Raw genomic sequence first — 21,363 nt, forward strand, 5'->3', positions numbered from 1 at the left:
TTAGATGAATGTATATAAAATTGAGTATTCTAAAACATTACAAAACAGATTGGTATACCATAATGTATTCATTCACAGTTTTATCCCAACTATGATCAATATTCATCATTGTTTTGCGCATAAGCGATAGTTGCACTTTATCCTGATACACGCCTACAGCACGGCTTATAGAATAATAAATATCGTGAATACTGGCATGATTAAAACGAATGCCAAATCCTTCCCAATCGCCCATATCAATTACCGTATCCTGCAAGCCACCCGTACTGCGCACCATGGGCACAGTACCATAACGCATGGCATACATTTGGTTTAAACCACAGGGTTCTACCCTACTGGGCATGAGTAAAAAATCGCCACCGGCATACATTTCATGCGATAAGGCTTCATTATAGCCAATTACTGCATGATAATATCCCGGATATAAATTATTCATCATACTCAACTGCCATTCAATGGCTGTATCGCCGGTACCAACAATTAAGAAAGCAACTGAATCTTTCATACCATGTAAAATAACCTTGATACTTTCAGGCAAAATATCGGCGGCTTTTTCTCCTACTAATCTTCCAATAAATATAACCAATGGAACTGCCTCATTTAAACCAAATTGCTTACAAAGTGCCTGTTTGTTTTTTTCTTTTCCTTTATCAACCGTTTTTACGTTATAATGATGTTTTAAATAGGTATCGGTATCGGGGTTCCAAACATCATTATCTATTCCATTTAAAATGCCAATACATTTCCCTTTTTCATATTCAAACAAGGCTTCCAAACCATTACTATTGTATTTTAATTCATTTAAATAGCTCCAGCTTACGGTGGTAACTTTCCATGCACATTTTATGCCACTTGCCAATGGGTTGATGGTATTATTCCAATCTAAATCACCCCATTTCCAACTATCATAAGCAGGTAACCAATGGCTTTTGTCCCACCCCATCCAACCCTGGTATTGTGCATTATGAATGGTAAGTATAGTAGGCACTGATTGGAGTTTTCGATAATCAAAACAATTTTTAATCATAAAAGGAATAAGCCCGGTATGGTGGTCGTGGCAATGGATAATATCGGGCCGGTGTTCCCAGGAACTCAACCAGTTTAAAATGGCAATTTGAAAGGCGAGATAACGGTAACTGTCATCATCATAACCATAAATTTTATCTCGATCTAATAAACCATTGATGTCAACTAAATATAAATCAAAACCTAATTTATGGGTAGCTTCCTTTATAATGGTGTAATTATAATAATGTCCGCCAATGGCTAAATATCCTTTTGCATCAACCTCCCAGCTGTTTTCATATAAGAATTTGGTACGGTGCATAGGCATTACCACTTTGGCATGATGCCCGGCTTTATTTTGGTATTTTGGCAATGCCCCAACCACATCGCCCAATCCACCAGCCTTTGCAACGGGATAGCATTCTGCACTTACATGAATTATTTCCATAGCAATCAATTAATTATCTGCTTGAAGTTAAGAATGAAATAGATACTAATGCATATTTTCAATTAATTTTTTAAGGATTACAAAATGTATCTTACTTTACAGCCATAATTAGCAACCCATTTTTTAAAAACTTATTTAACGATTGTTATGAACCAACCTGACGCTCCAAAAATTAAAACAAATGGAAGTGCCCTGGCCTCATTGGCATTGGTATTTTTTTTCTGGGGATTTATTGCTGCCTCTAACAGCATTTTTATTCCTTTTTGTAAAAGTCATTTTCATCTTTCGCAATTTGAATCACAGCTTATTGGTTCATCGTTTTATGGCGCTTATTTTATTGGCTCATTGTTGTTGTACCTTATCTCCAGCATGGTGGGGTACGATATCTTAAACAAGATTGGATATAAAAAAGGCATCATTTACGGACTACTCATTTCCGTTGTAGGCGCATTGGCCATTATACCTTCTGCCAATGCAAACTCATTTCCTGCAATATTGGTTTCTTTTTTTGTAGTGGCCTTAGGATTTTCATTGCAACAAACTGCAGCACAGCCTTTCGCCATTGCATTGGGTGACCCGGCCACAGGCTCGCACCGCTTAAATCTTACCGGTGGTGTCAACTCTTTTGGAACCACACTGGGCCCCATTATTGTCAGCTTTTTTCTGTTTGGCTCAGTTGGAACAGCCATTGAGAATGTAACTGTAACCAATATCAATAATTTATATTTAATAGTAGCCGGCGTATTTTTAGCAGTGGCACTATTTTTTGCACTTTCAAAAAAATTACCCGACGGCAAAAATGAAGCAAAGTTTGAAGCTTCAAAAAATGCATCTAAATCTTTAATGATTCTTACCGGATTAATTATTGCCATCATTATTGTAGGGCAGTTAACCAACATTGAAAAATTACCATTACTGATTGTAACCTTATTCGTTGTTTTCTTTACCTTATTTTATTCAAACAACAAAGCCATAAAAAATAATGAAGGATGGGGCGCCATGAAATATCCGCAATTGGTATATGGCATGATAGGAATTTTTATATATGTAGGAACAGAAGTTACTATTGATAATAATTTTGGTGCTTTATTAAAAACCCCGGGTTACTTAACACAAATTGGTTTAGATGAAAGTAAAATTTCAAAATTTGTTTCGTTATACTGGGGTAGTTTAATGATTGGAAGATGGACAGGTGCTATTGGGGTATTTAATTTATCGAACATGGGTAAAAAAATTGCCACAATTGTTGTACCCTTTATTGCATTTGGCGTTGTGTTGTTTGTAAACCATTTATATGGAAATGATATTATGGAATTATTACCCTATACTATTTGTATAGTTATTGCCATTGCCGCATTTTTTTACGGACAGGAAAAACCTGCAAAAACCTTATTAACACTGGCAGTATTAGGAACCATTTCTATGATTATTGGCACTACATTATCAGGCATTGTATCTGTGTATGCCATTATATTTGGCGGATTGTGTTGTTCGATTATGTGGCCTTGTATTTTTTCGCTGGGTGTTGCCGGATTGGGCAAATATACCAGCCAGGGTTCTGCCTTTTTAATTATGATGATTTTAGGGGGAGCGGTCATTCCTCCATTTCAAGGGGCATTGGGTGATGCCTTTGGTATGCATCCTTCCTATATTGTTGCCGCATGCTGTTTTGCTGCATTAGCATTTTTGGCTATTAAATTAAAATCTGTTTTAAAAGCACAGGGATTAGACTTTGATTCACAAGTGGCATCAGGTCATTAATCTATAATTATAATTTTTCAAAAGTATTATTCATGTCAACCTCAACTTCCACACTTGATTCATTGGCCATTGGTATAGATATTGGCGGTACCGGAACTAAATTTGGTATTGTTGACCGTTTGGGAAATGTTTTGTTTTCATCAGAAATCAGCACAAAGAAACACACTGAAATTGAAACTTTTATTGCAGACCTGCAACAAAATTTAGCTCCGCTTATTGAAAAAGCAGGAGGCATTGGCCGTATTAAAGGTATTGGTGTAGGTGCTCCTAATGGCAACTATTACACCGGCACAGTAGAATATGCGCCTAATTTACCCTGGAAAGGTATTTTGCCAATGGCAAAATTGGTTCAGGATGAATTTAAGTTGCCGGTAGTATTAACCAACGACGCCAATGCTGCTGCGTTAGGCGAAATGATGTATGGCGCTGCCAAAGGAATGAAAGATTTTATTATGATTACTTTGGGTACCGGTGTGGGCAGTGGTATTGTGGCCAATGGTAAACTCATTTATGGTCACGATGGTTTTGCAGGTGAATTAGGTCATACCACCATCATTCCCGATGGCAGATACCATCCGGGTACCGGCAAAAAGGGGTCTTTGGAAAGTTATGCATCAGCCACCGGCGTTACTACCACTGCACATGAATTGTTGGCCAATAGTAAAAGAGAAAGTGTTTTAAGAAAAATTCCGAAAGAAAAAATAGATTCTAAAAAAGTTTATGAAGCCGCTATTGCAGGTGATAGATTGGCTCAGGAAATTTTTGAATTTACCGGTAAAATTTTAGGAATGGCATTGGCAAATTTCATTATGTTCTCCAGCCCTGAAGCGATTATATTGTTCGGTGGACTTACCAAAGCCGGCGATTTAATTTTAAGCCCTACTAAAAAACATATGGAAGAAAACCTGATTCAGGTATTCCAAAACAAAGTAAAAATTTTGGTGAGTCACCTTAACGAATCAGATGCTGCCATTTTGGGTGCATCTGCCTTGGTTTGGGATATGTAATAGTAATGTTGTAAAAAGGCTTTTGTTTTAATTCAATGGGATATCATTAAACACAACGATATCCCATTGTTGTTTCAATACTACACTATTTTACCAGCGAAAAAACATACAATGTTTCTAATGCAATTTGACGGCAACGAGCATCATAAGCTGCATCTTGTTCAGGGGTACCATCATATAATTTAGGATCTTCATAGGTGGTAGCCACTCTACCGGTAGCTCCCGGTATAAACGGACAGTTGGTCTCTGCCTCACCACAAGTCATGATCGCTAGAAAGTTATCTTTTGGATTAGAAGGATGGTTATACACTTTAGAAAAACAGGTTGTACATGCTTCTTCACCATAACAAACTTTGTAAACCGGATTGTTTGGTTGACCATCTGAATGAATGATAAACCCCACTTTTTCTAACGCATGAATGGCATTGATATTAAAAGCAGTTGCCTCTGTTCCACCCGAAAAAGTATGGATATTGGGTATGCCATAATATTCAGCAGCTGTAGCTGCCCAAACCTGTCCAAAATGGCTTCGGCGTGAATTATGGGTACAGATATACACCAGATTTACCGATTTACCGGCAGCACGTTGCTGCAACATGTAATCGCAGATTTTTGAAAGCAATGGTTTTCTTTCTGCAGCAATAGAATGGAATTGTTGCGTTAATGTTTCGCAATAAGACTGAATAGCAGTATACATAAATAAAATTTACAAATTCAATTAGCAACAACCCGGCGCACAACAGCCGGCGGTTTGTTCCTGCTTCTGTGCAAATACAGTAATACTAAATATACCGGTAGTGCCATTTTTAAAGGTTGCTATTTCTTGCGGAGTTAAATAATTTAATAAAATATCATCGGGTATGATGATTGGTTTTTCTTTTTGAATGGTAATATTTTCAAATCCATTTACCCGTATCAATTCCAAATAAACATCTTTCTGAATAGCACCAGATACACAGCCTGCATACATTTCAGCATCCTTACGTAATGCTTCAGGCAGATTTCCTACCAATACCACATCAGAAATACTAAAATGGCCACCCGGTTTCAACACCCGGAAAATTTCTTTAAACACACCATCTTTATTGGGTACTAAATTCAATACACAATTGCTTACTACTACATCGGCAACATTGGCAGTAACGGGCATTTGTTCAATATCGCCCTGTCTGAATTCTACATTGTTGAAACCTAATTTTTCAGCATTGGCACGTGCTTTTTCAATCATAGCAGGTGTAAAATCAATCCCAATTACTTTTCCTGAAACACCAGTGGCTGCTCTTGCAACAAAACAATCATTACCAGCACCGCTTCCCAAATCAATAACAGTATTGCCGGGTTTAATTTGTGCAAATTGCGTAGGCAAGCCACATCCCAAACCTAAATCAGCATCAGAAGTATATCCTTCTAAAGTAGTATAATCATCACTCATTATGTTGTACACTTCAGTTGAACAGCCTCCGGCACCGCAACAGGAAGCGGCATTAGTAGCTTTATCCTGCAAAGCAATTTCACTGTATTTTTGCCTTACCAATTCTTTCAATTCATTATCAGTTTTCATATTATTTTAATTTTTATAATCAACAACATTGGTCTTTTAAATCGGATGCTGCAGCAAAAAATTTAGCAAATAAATCGCTATACTTTGCCCAAGTTTTTAAATCAATACAATAACATACATTCACGCCTTCCACAGTACCTTGAATAATACCCACATTTCTTAATTCTTTTAAATGCTGTGATGTAGTAGATTGCGCTAGACCGGTTTCTTCTACCAAATCGCCACAAACACAGGAATTCTTTTTTAATAAAGCCTGAATAATAGCAATACGTGCAGGATGGCTCAATGCTTTGGCTATTGCAGCAATTTCATTTTGCTGCTTAGTAAATAATTCTATTTTTGAAATGCCCATTGATAGTGTTTAAAATAATATCGCAATATTACGATTAAATAAAAGAATAAACAAATTATACATTTCAAAAAAATTAGAATGAAATTAGAAATAAGAAAAATGATTATTCCATTTTTTTCTGACACAATTGCATTGTATCTTTGCAGCATATTTACAAGGGTGATGGTGTCCACCGATTAACTGCCCGATAAAAGGGATGATGGCGCCTACAAATTAAGATTCGAAAATATTTTTAAAGATTCATTAATTTGTAGGAATGAAGCGAATAAAAAATTCTTTTGAGCACGTATTTATTGTCTCACACCTGATTCAATGGACACTGTTTGTAATCCCGGTTTCCCTCTCGGTAGGTACTTTGGTTGCATGGTTTTTATGGCTGTTGGATAAAGCCATTCATTTCCGCTACACACATCTCTGGCTCCTATGGTTATTACCTGTTGCAGGTGTTGCCATTCATTTTTTGTATCAATTTTCCGGTAAAAATGCAGAGGGCGGTAATAATTTAATTATGGATGAAATTCATGAACCCGGCGGTGGCGTACCGGCAAGAATGGCACCATTGGTTATTGTTGCCACCATCATCACACATCTTTTTGGCGGCTCAGCCGGTCGTGAAGGTACTGCCGTGCAGGTGGGTGGCAGTTTGGCAAATTTCTTTGCAAGGCAATTCAAATTAACGAGAGAAGATGTAAGAATGTTACTCACTTCCGGTGTTGCAGCCGGTTTTGGTGCCGTATTTGGCACACCCATTACAGGTGCAATTTTTGCATTAGAAGTATTAGCATTAGGCCGCATTAAACATGATGCACTACTGCCTTGCTTTATTGCCAGTTTTCTTGCCGATATTACCTGTGGCGCCTGGGGCATTCATCATACCCAATACCATATTCTGTTTGCTTCAATAGATAAAACTTACTTTAAATATGTTCACTTCGATTTATTGCTGCTATTCAAAGTAATTGGAGCTGGTATTTTATTTGGATTAGCCGGTTTTGCTTTTGCTGAAACAGCACATACAATTAAAAATTACAGCAATAAATGGATAAAACAAAAATGGATGATTCCGGTAGCAGGCGGCCTGATCATTATTACACTTAGCTATATTATTGGAACGCAGGATTATTTAAGTTTAGGAGTAACCAACCCCAACAAAAATGGGGTAAGCATCATCAGCAGTTTTCATGAAGGAGGTGCCACCTATTTTAGTTGGTTTTGGAAATTATTGTTTACTGCTATTACCTTAGGAATGGGTTTTAAAGGTGGTGAGGTAACTCCTCTGTTTTTTATAGGAGCTGCATTGGGTAATACACTGGGTGTTATTACAGGTGCCCCTATTGATTTAATGGCCGGATTGGGCTTTATTGCCGTATTTGCCGGAGCTACCAATACGCCAATTGCCTGTACATTTATGGGCATTGAATTATTTGGCGGCGAAAATGTAATATACTATGCCGTTGCCTGCTTTACTGCCTATTATTTCAGCGGCCATTCAGGCATTTACCATGCACAAAGAGTAGCAGTTTCTAAAGTAGGAAATTTACAACACTATACAGATAAAACCTTACACGATGTAAGAGATAAACGTATTAAAAAAAGAAAACAATGGTTAAAAAAAATCAAGAGCCACTCTCTTGGAAAATTAGAGATTTACATTGAGCCGGCCCACAAAGTAAGACATGGTGACAGAACCTTATTCAGAAAATTATTTCCAAAATCGGCCTACATGCATATTGTAGCTGAGGCAAAAAAAGATGGTATTATCAATGCATCGGCACATAGTACCCATACCAGCTTTAGCACAGATGGTAATATTATAACTTTTAGTGCTGAAGGCGATAATTCAAAACTGGCCATGTGTGTGGAATTAATTGACAAAAAAGAAAAATTAGAAAATTTTTTCCTGAAACACAAAGACCTGTTACAATCAAAAATTGTAATTTACAAAGAAGTTGAATTTTGGGACATTGATTAATCTGTTTCAATTTCATGATTATGAAGAACTTGCTGATTATAGCTTTAGGTGGTGCAGTGGGTAGTATTTTACGCTACCTGGGCCAGGTAATGGTGAACAAAATTGGCTCATTCAGTTTCCCAATGGGAACTTTTTTAGTGAACATTTTGGGATGTTTTATCATCGGCCTGCTTTATGGTATTGCTAATAAATACACTTGGCTAACTTTAGAATGGCGCCTGTTACTGATTACCGGTTTTTGCGGTGGCTTTACAACATTCTCAAGTTTTTCTTATGAAAGTATCAGCTTAATCAGACAGGGTAATTTATTTTACTTTTTTCTGTATGCATTATTAAGTTTAACAATCGGTATACTAGCCACATTTGGAGGAACTACTTTAATTCGGTAATTTTAAATACATGAAATATTTTTATTTATGGAATATAAAAGAATATTAATTGCCGTTGATGATAGTGCTTATGCCATAAAAGCAGCCAGAGCCGGTTTTACATTGGCACAGGCTTTAGAAGCTGTGGTAGGTGTTGTATACGTGATTAATAAATCGAAAGAAGTAGTGAGTGCCGATTTGGGCATTACCCCGGAACAAAGCAAAACTTTGCTGTTACAGCAAGCAGATAAAACCATTCAGCAATATATTGAATTGTATGATGGCAAAACAGAGGTTTTTCGTTTTACACCCGAAGGTATTCCGGAAAAAGAAATTTTAAACATTGCTTCGGAATGGGAGGCTGATTTAATTGTAATGGGTACCCATGCCCGCAGTGGATTAGACAGAATTTTAACAGGCTCTACGGCTGAATATATTATTCGGCATTCTACCATACCGGTATTGGTTACCCCACCTCGTATGACATAAATAAAGTCTATGAAACACACATTGCTAATTTTCAGGTGATGGCGTTCCACCCAATTTAACCGCCTTTTACAAAGGATGATGACGCCTGGCTTTCTTTTTGAACATCCCTCAAATATTGCAGGTATTATACACTTGGATATATTTTGATGGATGCTTAAAAAGTCATTTTATTTCATCCAATTAAAAAAAATGCAATTAAAAAGAGCCACAGTTTTTGTAATCCTTTTAGGATGCACCAGTCTTTTCTCTGACATGACTTATGAAGCCGCCAGAAGCATCAATGGACCCTATCTGGAAGTGTTGGGCGCTTCAGCAACAACAGTTGGCTGGATGGCAGGATTAGGAGAATTACTGGGTTATAGCTTAAGAGTGATTTCAGGTTATTTGAGTGATAAAACAAAAAATTACTGGACCATTACAGTAGTGGGCTATTTCATTAATTTATTGTCAGTTCCATTACTCGCTTTTGCAGGTTTTTGGCAACTCGCCATTATGCTAATGATATTAGAACGCGTTGGAAAAGCCATCAGAACACCTGCCAGAGATGCCATGCTTTCTTTCGGCGCACACCAGATGGGGCAAGGCTGGGGATTTGGCCTGCACGAAGCATTAGACCAAACCGGTGCTACCATTGGGCCATTATTGGTAAGTGCAGCATTGTTTATCAAAAACAATAATTATCAAAGTGCATATATCATTTTATTTATACCAGCCATTATTGCCATTGGTCTTATCATTTTTGCAAAAAGCATTTATCCGCATCCGGAAAATTTAGAGATTAAAACAAAATCGCTTGAAACCAAAGGATACCCTAAACTGTATTGGCAATATTTACTGACCATTGCCTTTATAGCACTCGGATATGCCGATTTTCCCCTCATTGCCTTTCACTTCAAAAGCGCCAATTTAATGCCGGATGACGTAATACCCTTGCTGTATGCATTGGCAATGGCCAGTGATGGAATTGCTGCTTTAATTTTAGGTAAAGTATTTGATAAAGTAGGCACAAAAGCACTCATCATTGCTTTACTCATTGCTATGTTTTTTGCCCCCATGGTGTTTCTGGGTGGAATAAAATGGGCCATTGCCGGCATGGTAATATGGGGTATTGGCATGGGGGCACAGGAATCGATCGTAAAAGCTACGGTTGCACATTTTATACCACCTGAAAAAAGAGGAACAGCCTTCGGGATATTTAATGCCGTATTTGGATTATTTTGGTTTGCCGGAAGTGCTTTTATGGGCTATTTATATGATGATTCTATCCCAATATTGGTAGCATTTTCCATAATCGCCCAACTCATTGCTGTAGTGCTGTTGTTAGCCATTTCAGGAAAAATTCAACATTATTTTATCACACAACAAACAAATGCAACACATGTATAAAATTCCGGAAAATCAACAACATGTATTCAATGCAGTAGCCTACATGATTGAAAAAAAATTATTAGACATGCAGCTACAACTGCTTGCACACCGACATCCATTGAAGCAGGTGTCTATTCAATATGTATATTTTGCGGATGCACAATTGCTATCACAAATACATGAAAAATTAAACGCATTATATCAATTGCTTTCAGAATTTTGTATGGCCTATCAAATACCCACCCAACCAATAAATTTTAAAAAAGAATTAAATGTAAAAGCTAATTTTTTGTGGGAAGATATTACCGGTGCGAGAGCCGGTTCGATGAAAGGATATGGCATTACTGACCCTGAATTGATGGACGATTACCAACAAAAAATTAATGCATTTACGGATGGTATCAATGAAATGATACACATTTTAAACTGAGCAATTCATTTTATTTATTCAAACACATAAATACAACAATATGAAAATTTCAGAAATTTATGCAAGAGAGGTTTTAGATTCAAGAGGTAATCCAACCGTAGAAGCAGAGGTTACCATTGAAGCCCCATTGAAAGGCAGTAAAAAAATGGTACGTAACATTAAAGGCCGCTCCATTGTTCCATCCGGTGCCAGCACGGGAGAACTGGAAGCTGTAGAGTTACGCGATAATGACCCTAAAAGATACGGCGGCAAAGGCGTTACCCTGGCTGTTAACAATGTAAACAAAACCATTGCCAAACAATTTACAGGTAAAATATTTGAATCGCAGCAGGCCATTGATAATGCCCTGATTACATTAGACGGCACTCCCAACAAAGCCAAATTAGGCGCCAATACAATTTTAGCTGTATCAATGGCTTATGCCCGGGCAATGGCAGCTACATTAAACATGCCTTTATATCGGTATTTTAATACCTCCGGAAAATTTACCATGCCCGTTCCTTGCATGAATGTAATCAATGGCGGAAAACACGCAGACAATAATGTAGATTTTCAGGAATTCATGATTGCACCCCACAATGCACCTTCTTTTAAAGAAAGTATCAGGATGGGTGAAGAAACATTTCATGCACTTAAATCCATCCTCAATAAAAAAGGGTATTTCACCGGTGTGGGTGACGAAGGTGGCTTTGCGCCTAACTTAAAATCGAATGAAGAGGCGGTTGAAGTAATATTAGAAGCTATCCAAAAAGCAGGATATACACCCGGAAAAGATATTTCGCTTTGTATTGACCCTGCTACCAGCGAAATGTGGGAAGATGGACACTATGTGTTTTTTAAATCTACCAAAGAAAAAATGAGCTCAGAGGGACTTTTAAATATTTGGGATAGCTGGATAAAACAATACCCTATTATTTTATTGGAAGATGGTATGGCTGAAAATGATTGGGGGGGCTGGAAATTATTAACCAACCAATTAAAAAACAAAGTTGAATTAACCGGTGATGATATATTCTGCACCAACCCATCCATTTTACAAAGAGGCATTGATGAAGGTATTGCCAATTCTGTTTTAATTAAACTAAACCAAATAGGAACCGTAACAGAAACCATTGATACCATCCAAATGGCTTACAAAAACAATTATAACTGCTTTATCTCACACCGCAGCGGCGAAACGGAAGATACCACCATTGCAGACTTAACAGTAGCTACCAATGCAGGTCATTTAAAAACAGGCAGTGGTTGCAGAGGTGAACGTATTGCCAAATTCAATCAATTGCTCCGTATTGAGGATGAATTAGGCAAAGCAGCAAAATTTGCAGGCATTAAAGCATTTAAAAACCAATAATATGAGTGATACAATTATTCTACAAGTACAACACCCCTGGCATATTTCAATTGGCAATAATGTTCCCAATGTAGTAACAACTATAATTGAAATACCCAAGGGCAGCAGAATGAAGTATGAATTAGATAAAGCTTCGGGTTTACTGCGATTAGACAGAGTACTATATTCTTCCATGTATTATCCCATGAATTATGGTTTAGTACCACAAACCTATTTTGATGATGGCGATCCACTCGATATTTTAGTGATGTGTTCCTTCGATATACAGCCGCTTTGTGTAGTAGATGCACGCATTATTGGCATCATGCACATGGAAGATGAAAATGGTATTGATGATAAAATAATTGCAGTGGCTCACCACGATCCGGCTTATCTGCACATTCAAGACTTATCAGATATACCTGATCACCACATGGTAGAATTAAAAAACTTTTTTGAAGGATACAAAGCTTTGGAAAACAAAGTGGTTACCGTTGGTGATATGTATGGAAAAAAAGCAGCACAGGAATGTGCAGTTAGAAGTCATCAGTTGTATAAAGAAAAATTTGGTATTCAATAATGGTGAGAATCGGCTGAAACAATGATAAATTACCTGAATTAACCCATTGCAATGTCTGAGTCTAATTCAGGTAACTTAATTATCTATTTAAAAAATTTATGATGAAAATTGCTGTATTTAGTGATGTGCATGCGAACCTGCCAGCTTTAAAAGCAGTATATGCGCATATTGAAAAACAGCAACCGGATGCAATTTATTGTTTAGGCGATTGGGTAAACCAAAACATTTGGAATAATGAAGTTATTGATTTTATGCAGCAACATCATATTCCTAGTGTATTGGGCAATCATGATGAAGGTATTGGCAACAATAAAGCAAAATACCCATTTTCGTATGGCAGCAGAGAAGAAATTGATTGGGGATTGGATGCCATTCAATATTCATTACAACAAATAACAGAAGATCGTAAAGCTATTTTGCGTGCATTACCTTTAAAGCTAAAAGTAAAATTATTAACAGGACAACAGCAACGAACTTTATTGTTTGCACATGGCACCCCCAAAAGTAATACAGAACGCATTTATCGTTTCTACAAACAAGCAGAACTATCTAAAATATTAGATGATGAAGCGGTAGATGTTTTGATGATTGGGAACACACATACATCATTTCACAAACAAATAGAAAGAATCATCAATGGCAAAAAAACCTACCAGCACATTATTAATCCCGGTTCAGTTGGCAGCCCTAAAGATGGGAGCTGGCATGCCTGTTATGCCATAGTTGAAATTGATACCAAAAAAGATATTAAATATAACCCTGAAGCATTACAAGTAAATTTTTACAGGTTAGATTATGATATTGATACCGTAATTAAAGGAATAAAAAACAGCCCCTTACATATTTACTATGCGGTAAGATTACTCAAATACTAATAACATGAGTGGCCGAACAAAATCAAAAATAGATAATTATGAAAATAGCATTGATTAGCGATATACATGGCAATTTACCGGCTTTAAAAGCTGTACTCAACGATATTAAAAAACAACAACCGGATGCTATTTTCTGCCTGGGCGATTTGGTAAATTTTGCAGGATGGGATAATGAAGTGATTGACCTGATTAGAAAAAATAATATCCCTTGTTTACAAGGCAACCATGATGAAGGCATTGGTTATTTAAAAAAAATATTTCCTTATTCTTTTGCCAACGAAGCCCAACAACAATTTGGAATCGATTCCATCCGTTGGGTGAATGAACATATAACCAATAGCAACAGGGCTTATTTACAAAATTTACCTTTCCTTTTTAAAATAGAAATCAAGGGGCTGTATCATACCATTACCATTGCAATGGTGCATGGCAGCACTACTTCAAATTTAGAATATGTACAAGAAAGTACAGATGATGCCTATTTATTAGAAATGATGGAAAGTATTGAAGCGGATATTTTGTGCATGGGACATACGCACAAACCCTGGCACAGGCCTATATTTTGTGAAGCAGAAAATAAAAAAATATACCGACATGCCGTCAATGTAGGCTCCGTTGGCAAACCCAAACAAGAGAATAATAGAGCTTGTTATACCCTGTTAAACATAAAGAATGATGCAGCATTGTCTGAACCAGCTGCAGTTCATGTACAGTTTGAATTTGTACATTACCCTGTAAAAACAGTTATCAAAAAAATTGCTTCGCTCGGTTTATCAGATGCATATAATAATTTTCTATTAAACGGATAACCCTTATGTCAACCGGTGCCCAAAATATTCAATTATTACATCAAACTGCCATTCAATTAGAGCAGCAAAACCTGGCTGATGAAATTATGCAATTACAGCATAAATTGAGTAGCGCAGAAATAAATGTTGTGATTACCGGCTTTTTTAAAAGAGGTAAATCTTCACTCATTAATGCGCTTATTGGCCAAAATATAATGCCCACCGGTGTAGTTCCGGTTACAGCCATTATTACATTATTAAAGTATGCTGCTTTTCCCGGAATTGAAATTGTGTACAAAAATAACCAAACAGAAAAAAATGACCTTCACTGTTTACAGCAATATGTGAGTGAAGAAGAAAATCCGGAGAATATAAAAAATGTATCGCATGTTATTGTGTACCATCCTGCATCCATACTTCAGCAAATTACCATAGTCGATACGCCGGGTGTAGGCTCATCACTGGAACACAATACCGATACCACCCTGCAATTTTTAACAAAAATTGATGTAGCCATATTTGTACTAAGCGCCGATATGCCCATCTCAAAATCAGATATTGAATTTTTAGCACAACTGAAATTGCAGGTAAATGATATTGTTTTTGTTGAAAACAAAAAAGATTTGCTCAATATATCCGATTTAGAAAAAGTGCTGGCGCATAATAAAAAAATTATTGCGGAACATTGCAACATACCCATAGCAGAAATAGACATTATACCGGTTTCGGCCAATACTCATTTAGCCGGAAATATGGCTACTTCCGGAATAGATAATCTACTTCAGTTACTGGAAAAGAATATTGCACAAAACAAACCAACCATTGTTCAACAAAGTACAAAAAGGCAATTGGCATTGATTGAACAAAGCATTCGTTTATTCATTCAATTAAGACTTGATAATTTGCAAATGCCTGTTCAGGAATTGAACCAGCGAATCAGCAATTTTCAGGCCACCAAATCTGTTTTATTGAATGAAATAGAAGGCTTTCATGCCATATTGCAACACTATATTCAAAAACTCAATGAAACAGTTGATACCCAATGTAATGACGCAGCTAAAGCAATTGAAACAGAAATCATAGCCTGTATTGAAAGTTATTTACATCCCTCTTTTCAATTATTAGAGAAGCCGGAACAGCATAAATTAATTAAAGCGCTCAATCAAATAATACGAGCAGGGTTTGAACAGTTGAAAACGCAATTGGAACAAAGCAGCAAAACCCAATTCAAACAAATACTTGAACAATATTTATTTAACGCAAAAAACATTTTACACAACATTGCCATTCATTTCTCCGATTATCTGAATACTGGTATTGAAACAATTGTTGAAAAATTTGACTGGAACGCATACACTGCTTCTTATATTACTTTAAATGGGCTTGATAAAGAAGCCATCATTACTAAAAGCAATCCACCTTTTTACCTCACCAAAAAAAGCAAAGAAAAGCACATTGTGCAATCTGTTTTGCAGCAATACCATGAAATTATTGTTCAAAATACTGCCTCTATTATTTACGAGACGCAATATAAAATACAGGAATCGTTTCGAAAGTTCAATGCAGATTTTAAAATAAGGGTGCAACAATTACTGCAAACATTGGAACAGGAAATGAGAATAACCATAGAAAAAACAAAAGCATTAAATTTCAATACCCACGAATCTATTTTCGCTTTAGAAAATATGAAAAGCAGGTTAAACGATTTTTCCAAAACCGGTTAATATGGATTCGCAAACTTTGTTAGATTTAGAAATACTGGAATCAACAGATGGAAAAAAAAATCATTTATTCCATTTGCTGAACCATACCATTACACAAGGTGGCGAAGATATTTTAAAACAAAAATTGGTGCAACCATTTTTATCTGTACAAGCTATACATAAAACACAAGCAGCAATTCAACACTGCATGCCATTTGTGCTCCAATGGAAACAAATCATATCAGAACGAATTATAGTTATGGCTGAATTATATCTGCAATCAAACATCCAAATAACTATTTTAGAAGAAAGTTTTATTGATAAGTGCAGCGCAAAGTTGTTTCAATGGCAGCATCCCGATTATTTTCATTACCTGCATACCAACATTGTATCGCTACAAAACTTATTTTTCAGTTTAGATGATTTTCTTTCCAAAAGTTCACTTTCAAACCATTTATCTGCCAGCACTATACAACATAAAATAAAAACTATTTTAGAAAAAATTATAAAACCGCATTCTGCCAACATAGCAAAACGTAGTGCATTTACCACCCTTTATATAGATAAATTGTTAAGAAGTACTGAAGCCGATTCTATTAAAAATATTTTAGAATGGATATATGAAACTGATGCCATCATGTCTATGGCTACAGCCTGTAGCATTTATCAATTACAATTTCCTGAAATAAGTGAAGAAAGTGGCATTGAAATAAGTAAACTACAACATTTACTTGTACAAAACCCTATTGTAAATAATGTTTCATTAACAAATCAAAATGTAATGTTTATAACCGGACCAAATATGGCCGGAAAAACCACTTATTTAAAAGCAATTGCCCATGCCATAATATTAACGCATATAGGTATGGGTATTCCTGCAAGTGCGGCGAAAATAGGAATAGTGAATGATTTATTTTCATTTATAGGTATTACTGACAGCATTTCAAAAGGAGAAAGTTATTTTCAGGCAGAAATTAACCGAATTCAATTTTTGGCAAATTCATTACAAAAGAACTATCAAATGGCAGTAATTATTGATGAACCATTTAAGGGTACAAATATTAAAGATGCTTTAGACTGTAGCATTTTATTTACACAATTAGCATTAAAATGGGCAAAAAGTTTTTTTATTATCGCCACGCATTTAACAGAGGTATATGATAGTTTACATACGAATAATAAAATTGTATTTTATTATTTTGAAACCAGGCAAGAAGGTGATAAATTAATTTTTGATTACAAATGCAAACCCGGCTTATCAAACCAACGATTAGGTCTGGCCATATTTAAAAAAACAGGATTACCTGAACTAATGCAACCTAAAAAACAGGATTGAATAAAATAGGCAAATGAGCCTTACATACATGCAAAAAATACTACCTTTAAAACGAACTTTTGCTATACCATTAAAATAAAATTATGAAACCAACTGTTTATGCTGCCGGTGGAATTGTTTGGAATGAAAACGATGAATTACTCATGTTACTCAGATATGGAAAATGGGATTTACCCAAAGGTCATTTACTAATGAATGAGAGCTACGAACAATGTGCTTTGCGGGAAGTAAAAGAGGAAACCGGATTAAAAACGCTTGAAATTACCGGTAGTGCAGGTATAACACATTATGAATATTTTGACAATACTTTACACCAGAAAGCCATCAAAGAAATTCATTGGTTTGAAATGAAAACAATCACCCATTTAGATGTGATGCCCGAATTAAAAGAGCAAATAGAATGGATACATTGGATTCAAAAGGATGAGATTCAAAAATATTTATACAACTCGTACGATAATGTGCGTAACATATTGGGAAAATATGTTACTAAAATATAAATAATATTTTATTTGCATGTAATACAATAAGGTATATCCGGCACTACTTTTCATCGGTTTATATAAGCATTTAACCAAGGGTTTTAAAACTATTGCACTGTGGTGCATTTGGGCAAGTTTGTTTAATTTTGTAAGAATAAAAAAAATCTATGCAAGATTGTCCCTTTTGCAACAAACAAAAAAATGATTTCTATTTAGAAACAAAAAATTTTGCAGTAATATACAATATATCTCCAATACTTCCCGGGCATTCATTGGTAATTCCGAAACAACACAAGGAAAGTTTGTTTGAATTAACAGATGATGAATTAGCAAAATTTATGCAATTGGGAAGAACCACTGCAGCCTTATTGTGCAAGGTATTTAACACGAACGCTTTTAATTGGGCTATTCAGGAAAGGGAAGTTGCCGGACAATCGGTTGCACATTTACATATGCATGTAGTACCCAGAAGATTGGGTGATATGGTAAATCCCGGCGACTGGTACCAACGTTTAGAAAAAATTGAATCGGGCGATATTGATACGTATGAACGTTTTAGATTATCGGAAGAAGTATTACACACACTTACCCAGAAAATGAAACAGAAAGCCATTGCATTTGGATTAAGAAAATGAAAAACGTTTCAATTATTTTAAACTAATGTTCAACTATTGACGTAGAAAAGTTGCCACTACAATCTGGCGTACAAGTGTGCGACGCAACAGTTGTTGCCATACCAACAAAAAGCCGGTAACAAAATTATTTTTGTGCATCAGGCAAGGCAAATGCCACATAACTATCGCCGGAAGGTTTTTTTAATTTTCCTCCACCACAGGCAATAACTACATATTGTTTGCCATTAACTGCATAAACGGCAGGTGTTGCAAAGCCGCATGCAGGTAAATCAGCCTCCCACAATAACTTGCCATTCGTTTTATTGAATGCACGAATTTTAGCATCGCTGGTGGCAGCAATAAACAGCAAGCCGCCGGCCGTTACCACAGGGCCACCATAGTTTTCTGTACCGGTATGAATACCTTTTGCTTTCCATTCAGGATAATCGCCTATAGTGTCTTTCCATACCAACTGTCCAGTGTTTAAATTGATGGCTGTTAAAGTACCCCAGGGGGGTGCCACTGCCGGATACCCTTCACGCGATAAGAATTTATTGTAGCCCGTTGAGGTATAGGGCATATTATCCCATTTAGTGGTTGTTTTAGCAGGTGCAATAAATTTTTGATGTTGTTGTGAAGATATTGCAAGCACATAGGTAGCCAATGCATTTTTTTCTTCCGGCGTTAATTGTTGAAAAGAAGGCATCATTCTTCTGCCCGAAGTTAACAATGCCTCAAATTGATTTTTATTGTACTTTTTATTTATTTGAAAAAGCCAAGGATAATTACCACTGCCTTGCATTAACGTACCATGACAAGCCATACAATGTGTACGGTACAAACGAATACCCGCCTGAAGATTGGTTTCACCGGCAGGTGGTACCTTATTTTTTGCATCCACCATGGTTAAAACCCATGGCATTTCGCTGGCATTTACATACAATATACCCGTTGTTGGATCTGCTGCAGGCCCACCCCACTCTGCTCCGCCATCAAAGCCGGGAAAAATAATCGTACCTTCTTTTGAAGGAGGAATAAACAGCCTGCCTGTTTTATAACTGGATAGCCTTTGTTGCAGTTCATGAAAAGAGGAATCGGGAACTAAATGATTCAAATCTTTTTCAGTAAGCGATTGCCTTGCAAAAGGAGCGGGTAAAACAGGATAAGGTTGTGTAGGTGCAGGTTGTTCACCAGTTAATTCGCTGAAAGTGGGTACGGGCCGTTCCACAATAGGAAATACCGGCTTACCATTTATTCTGTTGAATAAAAATATAAAACCGGTTTTAGTGGGTTGTGCTACTGTTTCAATTTTTTTACCGTTTATTGTAAGGGTAAGCAAAGCCGGTGCAGTTGGTAAGTCACGATCCCACAAATCGTGGTGTACGGTTTGATAATGCCAGATTTCTTTACCATTGTTGGCATTTAAAGCAATAAGTGTATTGGCAAAAAGATTATTCCCAAGGCGTAAACCGCCATAAAAATCATACACAGCAGATCCTGTGGGTACATACACAATACCTTTGTTTTCATCCATACTAAAACCCGCCCAGGCATTCGCACCACCTACCTGACGGTAAGCAGAGGTATCATCCCAGGAATGAAAACCAGGTTCGCCGGGTTGCGGAATGGTGTGAAATATCCAGCGCAATTTGCCGTTATGTACATCGTAAGCACGCACATCACCTGGTGCTGCAGGCATTTCTTCAGCAACACGGGTACCAATAATAATCATGTCTTTGTAAATGATACCCGGAGTAGTGGAAGCCACATATAACTGTTGTGCCCTTGTCCCCAAATTTTGATGCAAGTCAATGCTACCCCCATTGCCAAATGACAGGATTGGCTTTCCATTGGATGCATTGATACAATACAATTTAGCACCGGCAGCATAAAATATACGACGATCGTTTGCTCCATTTGCGTAATAGGTAACACCTCTGCATACATTCATCATAAAATAGCCGGAAGTTTTGTCGTTTCCTGCCGTATCTGATAATGGATTAAAGCTCCATTGGTGTTGACCATTGGCTGCATCTAATGCAAATAATTTTAATTGTGGAGAAACACCGTATAAAATGCCATCTACTATAATGGGATTGACCTGTATTTGGGTAGATTCACCGGCATCGCCACAATGATACTCCCAAACGGATTTTAACAAAGCAACATTATTAGTATCGATTTGCGTGAGCGATGAATAATGATTGTTTTCTTTATTGCCGCCGTATACCTGCCAGGAGGCATATTGTTGCGACTGTTTAGAGTGGCAAGCCATCAACATACCCAATATCAATGCTATGCAGCCAATATGGATAGATTGTTTGGAAAATAAAAGTGTTTTCATATGCATATTTTGAGCCAACAATTCTTAAAACAAGAACAATAGCATCGTTGAAAATAAACAATCTTTCTGACTTTTGAATGAATTGGAACGAGAGAAGTTTATGGATTGCAAATCAATTTAGCGGCCGTTGGTTCCAATTTTTTTATGTGCAGAATGATAGAAGATTTTTTGGCAAAGTAAAATTGACCAAAAACCTTAACAAAGCATACAGTGTCTTGTCCGACAAAATTATAATCAAAATTCATTAGTGTCCGGTAAAAATATTTATTAGTTTGAGAATCTTAGTATAAATATGTTTCATGGGAAATTAAGTGAATCAGGGCAAATATGTTTTTTCTCAAATTGTCACATTTCTTCCTGCTCGAATTTTTGATCGTTGTGTTAATTCTTTCCAAGGAGATAAATGGGTCAAGCATTTTACCGTTGGAACCAGTTAATGTGCATGATTTTTGGACAATTAAGTAATCGTGATAGCCTGCGTGATTTACTTGTTTGATTAACTGCACATAAAACAAAGCACTATCATTTAGGATTGGGCAGAAGTATTTCC

Annotated in this window: 20 protein-coding genes, 1 pseudogene and 2 riboswitches; of the genes and pseudogenes, 16 read left to right on the forward strand and 5 right to left on the reverse strand. The window is 36.5% G+C overall.

Features of this window, described 5'->3' with window-relative positions; translation table 11 throughout:
* Positions 1 to 37: 37 nt before the first annotated feature.
* On the reverse strand, positions 38 to 1,453 hold the full coding sequence (locus JK139_RS05130) for a glycogen synthase (protein WP_218330697.1): 1,416 nt from the start codon (positions 1,451 to 1,453) through the stop codon (positions 38 to 40).
* A 147-nt stretch (positions 1,454 to 1,600) separates the two neighbouring features.
* Between JK139_RS05130 and JK139_RS05135 the strand changes: the two genes are divergently transcribed.
* On the forward strand, positions 1,601 to 3,214 hold the full coding sequence (locus JK139_RS05135) for an MFS transporter (protein WP_218330698.1): 1,614 nt from the start codon (positions 1,601 to 1,603) through the stop codon (positions 3,212 to 3,214).
* A gap of 32 nt (positions 3,215 to 3,246) precedes the next feature.
* Complete coding sequence (locus tag JK139_RS05140) at positions 3,247 to 4,221, forward strand: ROK family protein (protein ID WP_074420457.1); 975 nt, start codon at positions 3,247 to 3,249, stop codon at positions 4,219 to 4,221.
* Positions 4,222 to 4,306: 85 nt separating this feature from the next.
* Here the strand turns inward: JK139_RS05140 and JK139_RS05145 are convergent, their stop codons facing one another.
* Genes JK139_RS05145 through JK139_RS05155 form a run of 3 tightly spaced genes read right to left on the reverse strand, consistent with a single transcriptional unit; the run spans position 4,307 to position 6,134 of the window.
* Positions 4,307 to 4,918: a low molecular weight phosphatase family protein gene (locus tag JK139_RS05145; RefSeq protein WP_218330699.1), complete on the reverse strand. Its 612-nt coding sequence runs from the start codon at positions 4,916 to 4,918 to the stop codon at positions 4,307 to 4,309.
* Positions 4,919 to 4,939: 21 nt separating this feature from the next.
* A complete protein-coding gene (locus JK139_RS05150) occupies positions 4,940 to 5,782 on the reverse strand; it encodes an arsenite methyltransferase (RefSeq protein WP_218330700.1) in 843 nt (280 codons plus the stop codon).
* A 19-nt stretch (positions 5,783 to 5,801) separates the two neighbouring features.
* Positions 5,802 to 6,134: an ArsR/SmtB family transcription factor gene (locus tag JK139_RS05155; protein WP_218330701.1), complete on the reverse strand. Its 333-nt coding sequence runs from the start codon at positions 6,132 to 6,134 to the stop codon at positions 5,802 to 5,804.
* Positions 6,135 to 6,283: 149 nt separating this feature from the next.
* Positions 6,284 to 6,350, forward strand: a riboswitch (Fluoride riboswitch).
* Positions 6,351 to 6,390: 40 nt separating this feature from the next.
* Between JK139_RS05155 and JK139_RS05160 the strand changes: the two genes are divergently transcribed.
* The 13 genes from JK139_RS05160 to JK139_RS05220 all read left to right on the forward strand — a co-directional run bounded on the left by JK139_RS05160 (position 6,391) and on the right by JK139_RS05220 (position 18,490).
* Positions 6,391 to 8,106 (forward strand): DUF190 domain-containing protein, encoded by a 1,716-nt coding sequence (locus JK139_RS05160; protein ID WP_218330702.1) that lies wholly within the window; start codon positions 6,391 to 6,393, stop codon positions 8,104 to 8,106.
* A gap of 20 nt (positions 8,107 to 8,126) precedes the next feature.
* On the forward strand, positions 8,127 to 8,495 hold the full coding sequence (gene crcB, locus JK139_RS05165; RefSeq protein ID WP_218330703.1) for a fluoride efflux transporter CrcB: 369 nt from the start codon (positions 8,127 to 8,129) through the stop codon (positions 8,493 to 8,495).
* A 27-nt stretch (positions 8,496 to 8,522) separates the two neighbouring features.
* The gene (locus tag JK139_RS05170) at positions 8,523 to 8,963 is read left to right on the forward strand and encodes a universal stress protein (RefSeq protein WP_074419996.1); all 441 of its coding nucleotides are present in this window, start codon (positions 8,523 to 8,525) and stop codon (positions 8,961 to 8,963) included.
* Positions 8,964 to 8,988: 25 nt separating this feature from the next.
* Positions 8,989 to 9,058, forward strand: a riboswitch (Fluoride riboswitch).
* A 94-nt stretch (positions 9,059 to 9,152) separates the two neighbouring features.
* Entirely contained in the window at positions 9,153 to 10,349 is a 1,197-nt protein-coding gene (locus JK139_RS05175; protein WP_218330704.1) for an MFS transporter, read from the forward strand.
* Entirely contained in the window at positions 10,342 to 10,761 is a 420-nt protein-coding gene (locus JK139_RS05180) for a hypothetical protein (protein WP_218330705.1), read from the forward strand. Before JK139_RS05175 ends, JK139_RS05180 begins: the two co-directional genes overlap by 8 nt.
* Positions 10,762 to 10,801: 40 nt before the next feature.
* Positions 10,802 to 12,112, forward strand: coding sequence for a phosphopyruvate hydratase (eno, locus tag JK139_RS05185; RefSeq protein WP_218330706.1), 1,311 nt, complete (start codon positions 10,802 to 10,804; stop codon positions 12,110 to 12,112).
* Position 12,113: 1 nt separating this feature from the next.
* The gene (locus JK139_RS05190; protein ID WP_228733127.1) at positions 12,114 to 12,671 is read left to right on the forward strand and encodes an inorganic diphosphatase; all 558 of its coding nucleotides are present in this window, start codon (positions 12,114 to 12,116) and stop codon (positions 12,669 to 12,671) included.
* A gap of 98 nt (positions 12,672 to 12,769) precedes the next feature.
* Positions 12,770 to 13,546, forward strand: coding sequence for a metallophosphoesterase family protein (locus JK139_RS05195; protein ID WP_218330707.1), 777 nt, complete (start codon positions 12,770 to 12,772; stop codon positions 13,544 to 13,546).
* A 38-nt stretch (positions 13,547 to 13,584) separates the two neighbouring features.
* A complete protein-coding gene (locus tag JK139_RS05200; protein ID WP_218330708.1) occupies positions 13,585 to 14,355 on the forward strand; it encodes a metallophosphoesterase family protein in 771 nt (256 codons plus the stop codon).
* Positions 14,356 to 14,360: 5 nt separating this feature from the next.
* Complete coding sequence (locus tag JK139_RS05205) at positions 14,361 to 16,058, forward strand: dynamin family protein (RefSeq protein WP_218330709.1); 1,698 nt, start codon at positions 14,361 to 14,363, stop codon at positions 16,056 to 16,058.
* A gap of 1 nt (position 16,059) precedes the next feature.
* Positions 16,060 to 17,373 (forward strand): MutS-related protein, encoded by a 1,314-nt coding sequence (locus JK139_RS05210; protein WP_218330710.1) that lies wholly within the window; start codon positions 16,060 to 16,062, stop codon positions 17,371 to 17,373.
* A gap of 83 nt (positions 17,374 to 17,456) precedes the next feature.
* A complete protein-coding gene (locus JK139_RS05215; protein WP_218330711.1) occupies positions 17,457 to 17,873 on the forward strand; it encodes an NUDIX hydrolase in 417 nt (138 codons plus the stop codon).
* Between the two features lie 149 nt (positions 17,874 to 18,022).
* Positions 18,023 to 18,490, forward strand: a complete 468-nt coding sequence (locus tag JK139_RS05220) for an HIT family protein (RefSeq protein ID WP_218330712.1) — start codon at positions 18,023 to 18,025, stop codon at positions 18,488 to 18,490.
* A 124-nt stretch (positions 18,491 to 18,614) separates the two neighbouring features.
* On the opposite strand, the gene JK139_RS05225 is transcribed toward JK139_RS05220, so the two are convergent.
* Positions 18,615 to 20,813: an outer membrane protein assembly factor BamB family protein gene (locus tag JK139_RS05225; RefSeq protein WP_228733128.1), complete on the reverse strand. Its 2,199-nt coding sequence runs from the start codon at positions 20,811 to 20,813 to the stop codon at positions 18,615 to 18,617.
* A 311-nt stretch (positions 20,814 to 21,124) separates the two neighbouring features.
* Between JK139_RS05225 and JK139_RS15835 the strand changes: the two are divergent.
* A pseudogene (locus JK139_RS15835) lies at positions 21,125 to 21,309 on the forward strand (DUF4372 domain-containing protein).
* The last annotated feature ends 54 nt before the right edge of the window (positions 21,310 to 21,363 follow it).

The organism is Hydrotalea lipotrueae (genome assembly GCF_019249625.1).
GTDB lineage: Bacteria > Bacteroidota > Bacteroidia > Chitinophagales > Chitinophagaceae > Hydrotalea > Hydrotalea flava.

Excerpts from the sequence above, each read along its gene's own strand:
- JK139_RS05150 (WP_218330700.1), bottom strand. The coding sequence starts at position 5,782 with ATGAAAACTGATAATGAATTGAAAGAATTGGTAAGGCAAAAATACAGT.
- JK139_RS05215 (WP_218330711.1), top strand. The coding sequence starts at position 17,457 with ATGAAACCAACTGTTTATGCTGCCGGTGGAATTGTTTGGAATGAAAAC.
- JK139_RS05200 (WP_218330708.1), top strand. The coding sequence starts at position 13,585 with ATGAAAATAGCATTGATTAGCGATATACATGGCAATTTACCGGCTTTA.
- JK139_RS05220 (WP_218330712.1), top strand. The coding sequence starts at position 18,023 with ATGCAAGATTGTCCCTTTTGCAACAAACAAAAAAATGATTTCTATTTA.
- JK139_RS05140 (WP_074420457.1), top strand. The coding sequence starts at position 3,247 with ATGTCAACCTCAACTTCCACACTTGATTCATTGGCCATTGGTATAGAT.
- JK139_RS05225 (WP_228733128.1), bottom strand. The coding sequence starts at position 20,813 with ATGAAAACACTTTTATTTTCCAAACAATCTATCCATATTGGCTGCATA.
- JK139_RS05210 (WP_218330710.1), top strand. The coding sequence starts at position 16,060 with ATGGATTCGCAAACTTTGTTAGATTTAGAAATACTGGAATCAACAGAT.
- JK139_RS05180 (WP_218330705.1), top strand. The coding sequence starts at position 10,342 with ATGTATAAAATTCCGGAAAATCAACAACATGTATTCAATGCAGTAGCC.
- crcB (WP_218330703.1), top strand. The coding sequence starts at position 8,127 with ATGAAGAACTTGCTGATTATAGCTTTAGGTGGTGCAGTGGGTAGTATT.
- JK139_RS05175 (WP_218330704.1), top strand. The coding sequence starts at position 9,153 with ATGCAATTAAAAAGAGCCACAGTTTTTGTAATCCTTTTAGGATGCACC.
- JK139_RS05130 (WP_218330697.1), bottom strand. The coding sequence starts at position 1,453 with ATGGAAATAATTCATGTAAGTGCAGAATGCTATCCCGTTGCAAAGGCT.
- JK139_RS05170 (WP_074419996.1), top strand. The coding sequence starts at position 8,523 with ATGGAATATAAAAGAATATTAATTGCCGTTGATGATAGTGCTTATGCC.
- eno (WP_218330706.1), top strand. The coding sequence starts at position 10,802 with ATGAAAATTTCAGAAATTTATGCAAGAGAGGTTTTAGATTCAAGAGGT.
- JK139_RS05205 (WP_218330709.1), top strand. The coding sequence starts at position 14,361 with ATGTCAACCGGTGCCCAAAATATTCAATTATTACATCAAACTGCCATT.
- JK139_RS05160 (WP_218330702.1), top strand. The coding sequence starts at position 6,391 with ATGAAGCGAATAAAAAATTCTTTTGAGCACGTATTTATTGTCTCACAC.
- JK139_RS05145 (WP_218330699.1), bottom strand. The coding sequence starts at position 4,918 with ATGTATACTGCTATTCAGTCTTATTGCGAAACATTAACGCAACAATTC.
- JK139_RS05195 (WP_218330707.1), top strand. The coding sequence starts at position 12,770 with ATGATGAAAATTGCTGTATTTAGTGATGTGCATGCGAACCTGCCAGCT.
- JK139_RS05135 (WP_218330698.1), top strand. The coding sequence starts at position 1,601 with ATGAACCAACCTGACGCTCCAAAAATTAAAACAAATGGAAGTGCCCTG.
- JK139_RS05190 (WP_228733127.1), top strand. The coding sequence starts at position 12,114 with ATGAGTGATACAATTATTCTACAAGTACAACACCCCTGGCATATTTCA.
- JK139_RS05155 (WP_218330701.1), bottom strand. The coding sequence starts at position 6,134 with ATGGGCATTTCAAAAATAGAATTATTTACTAAGCAGCAAAATGAAATT.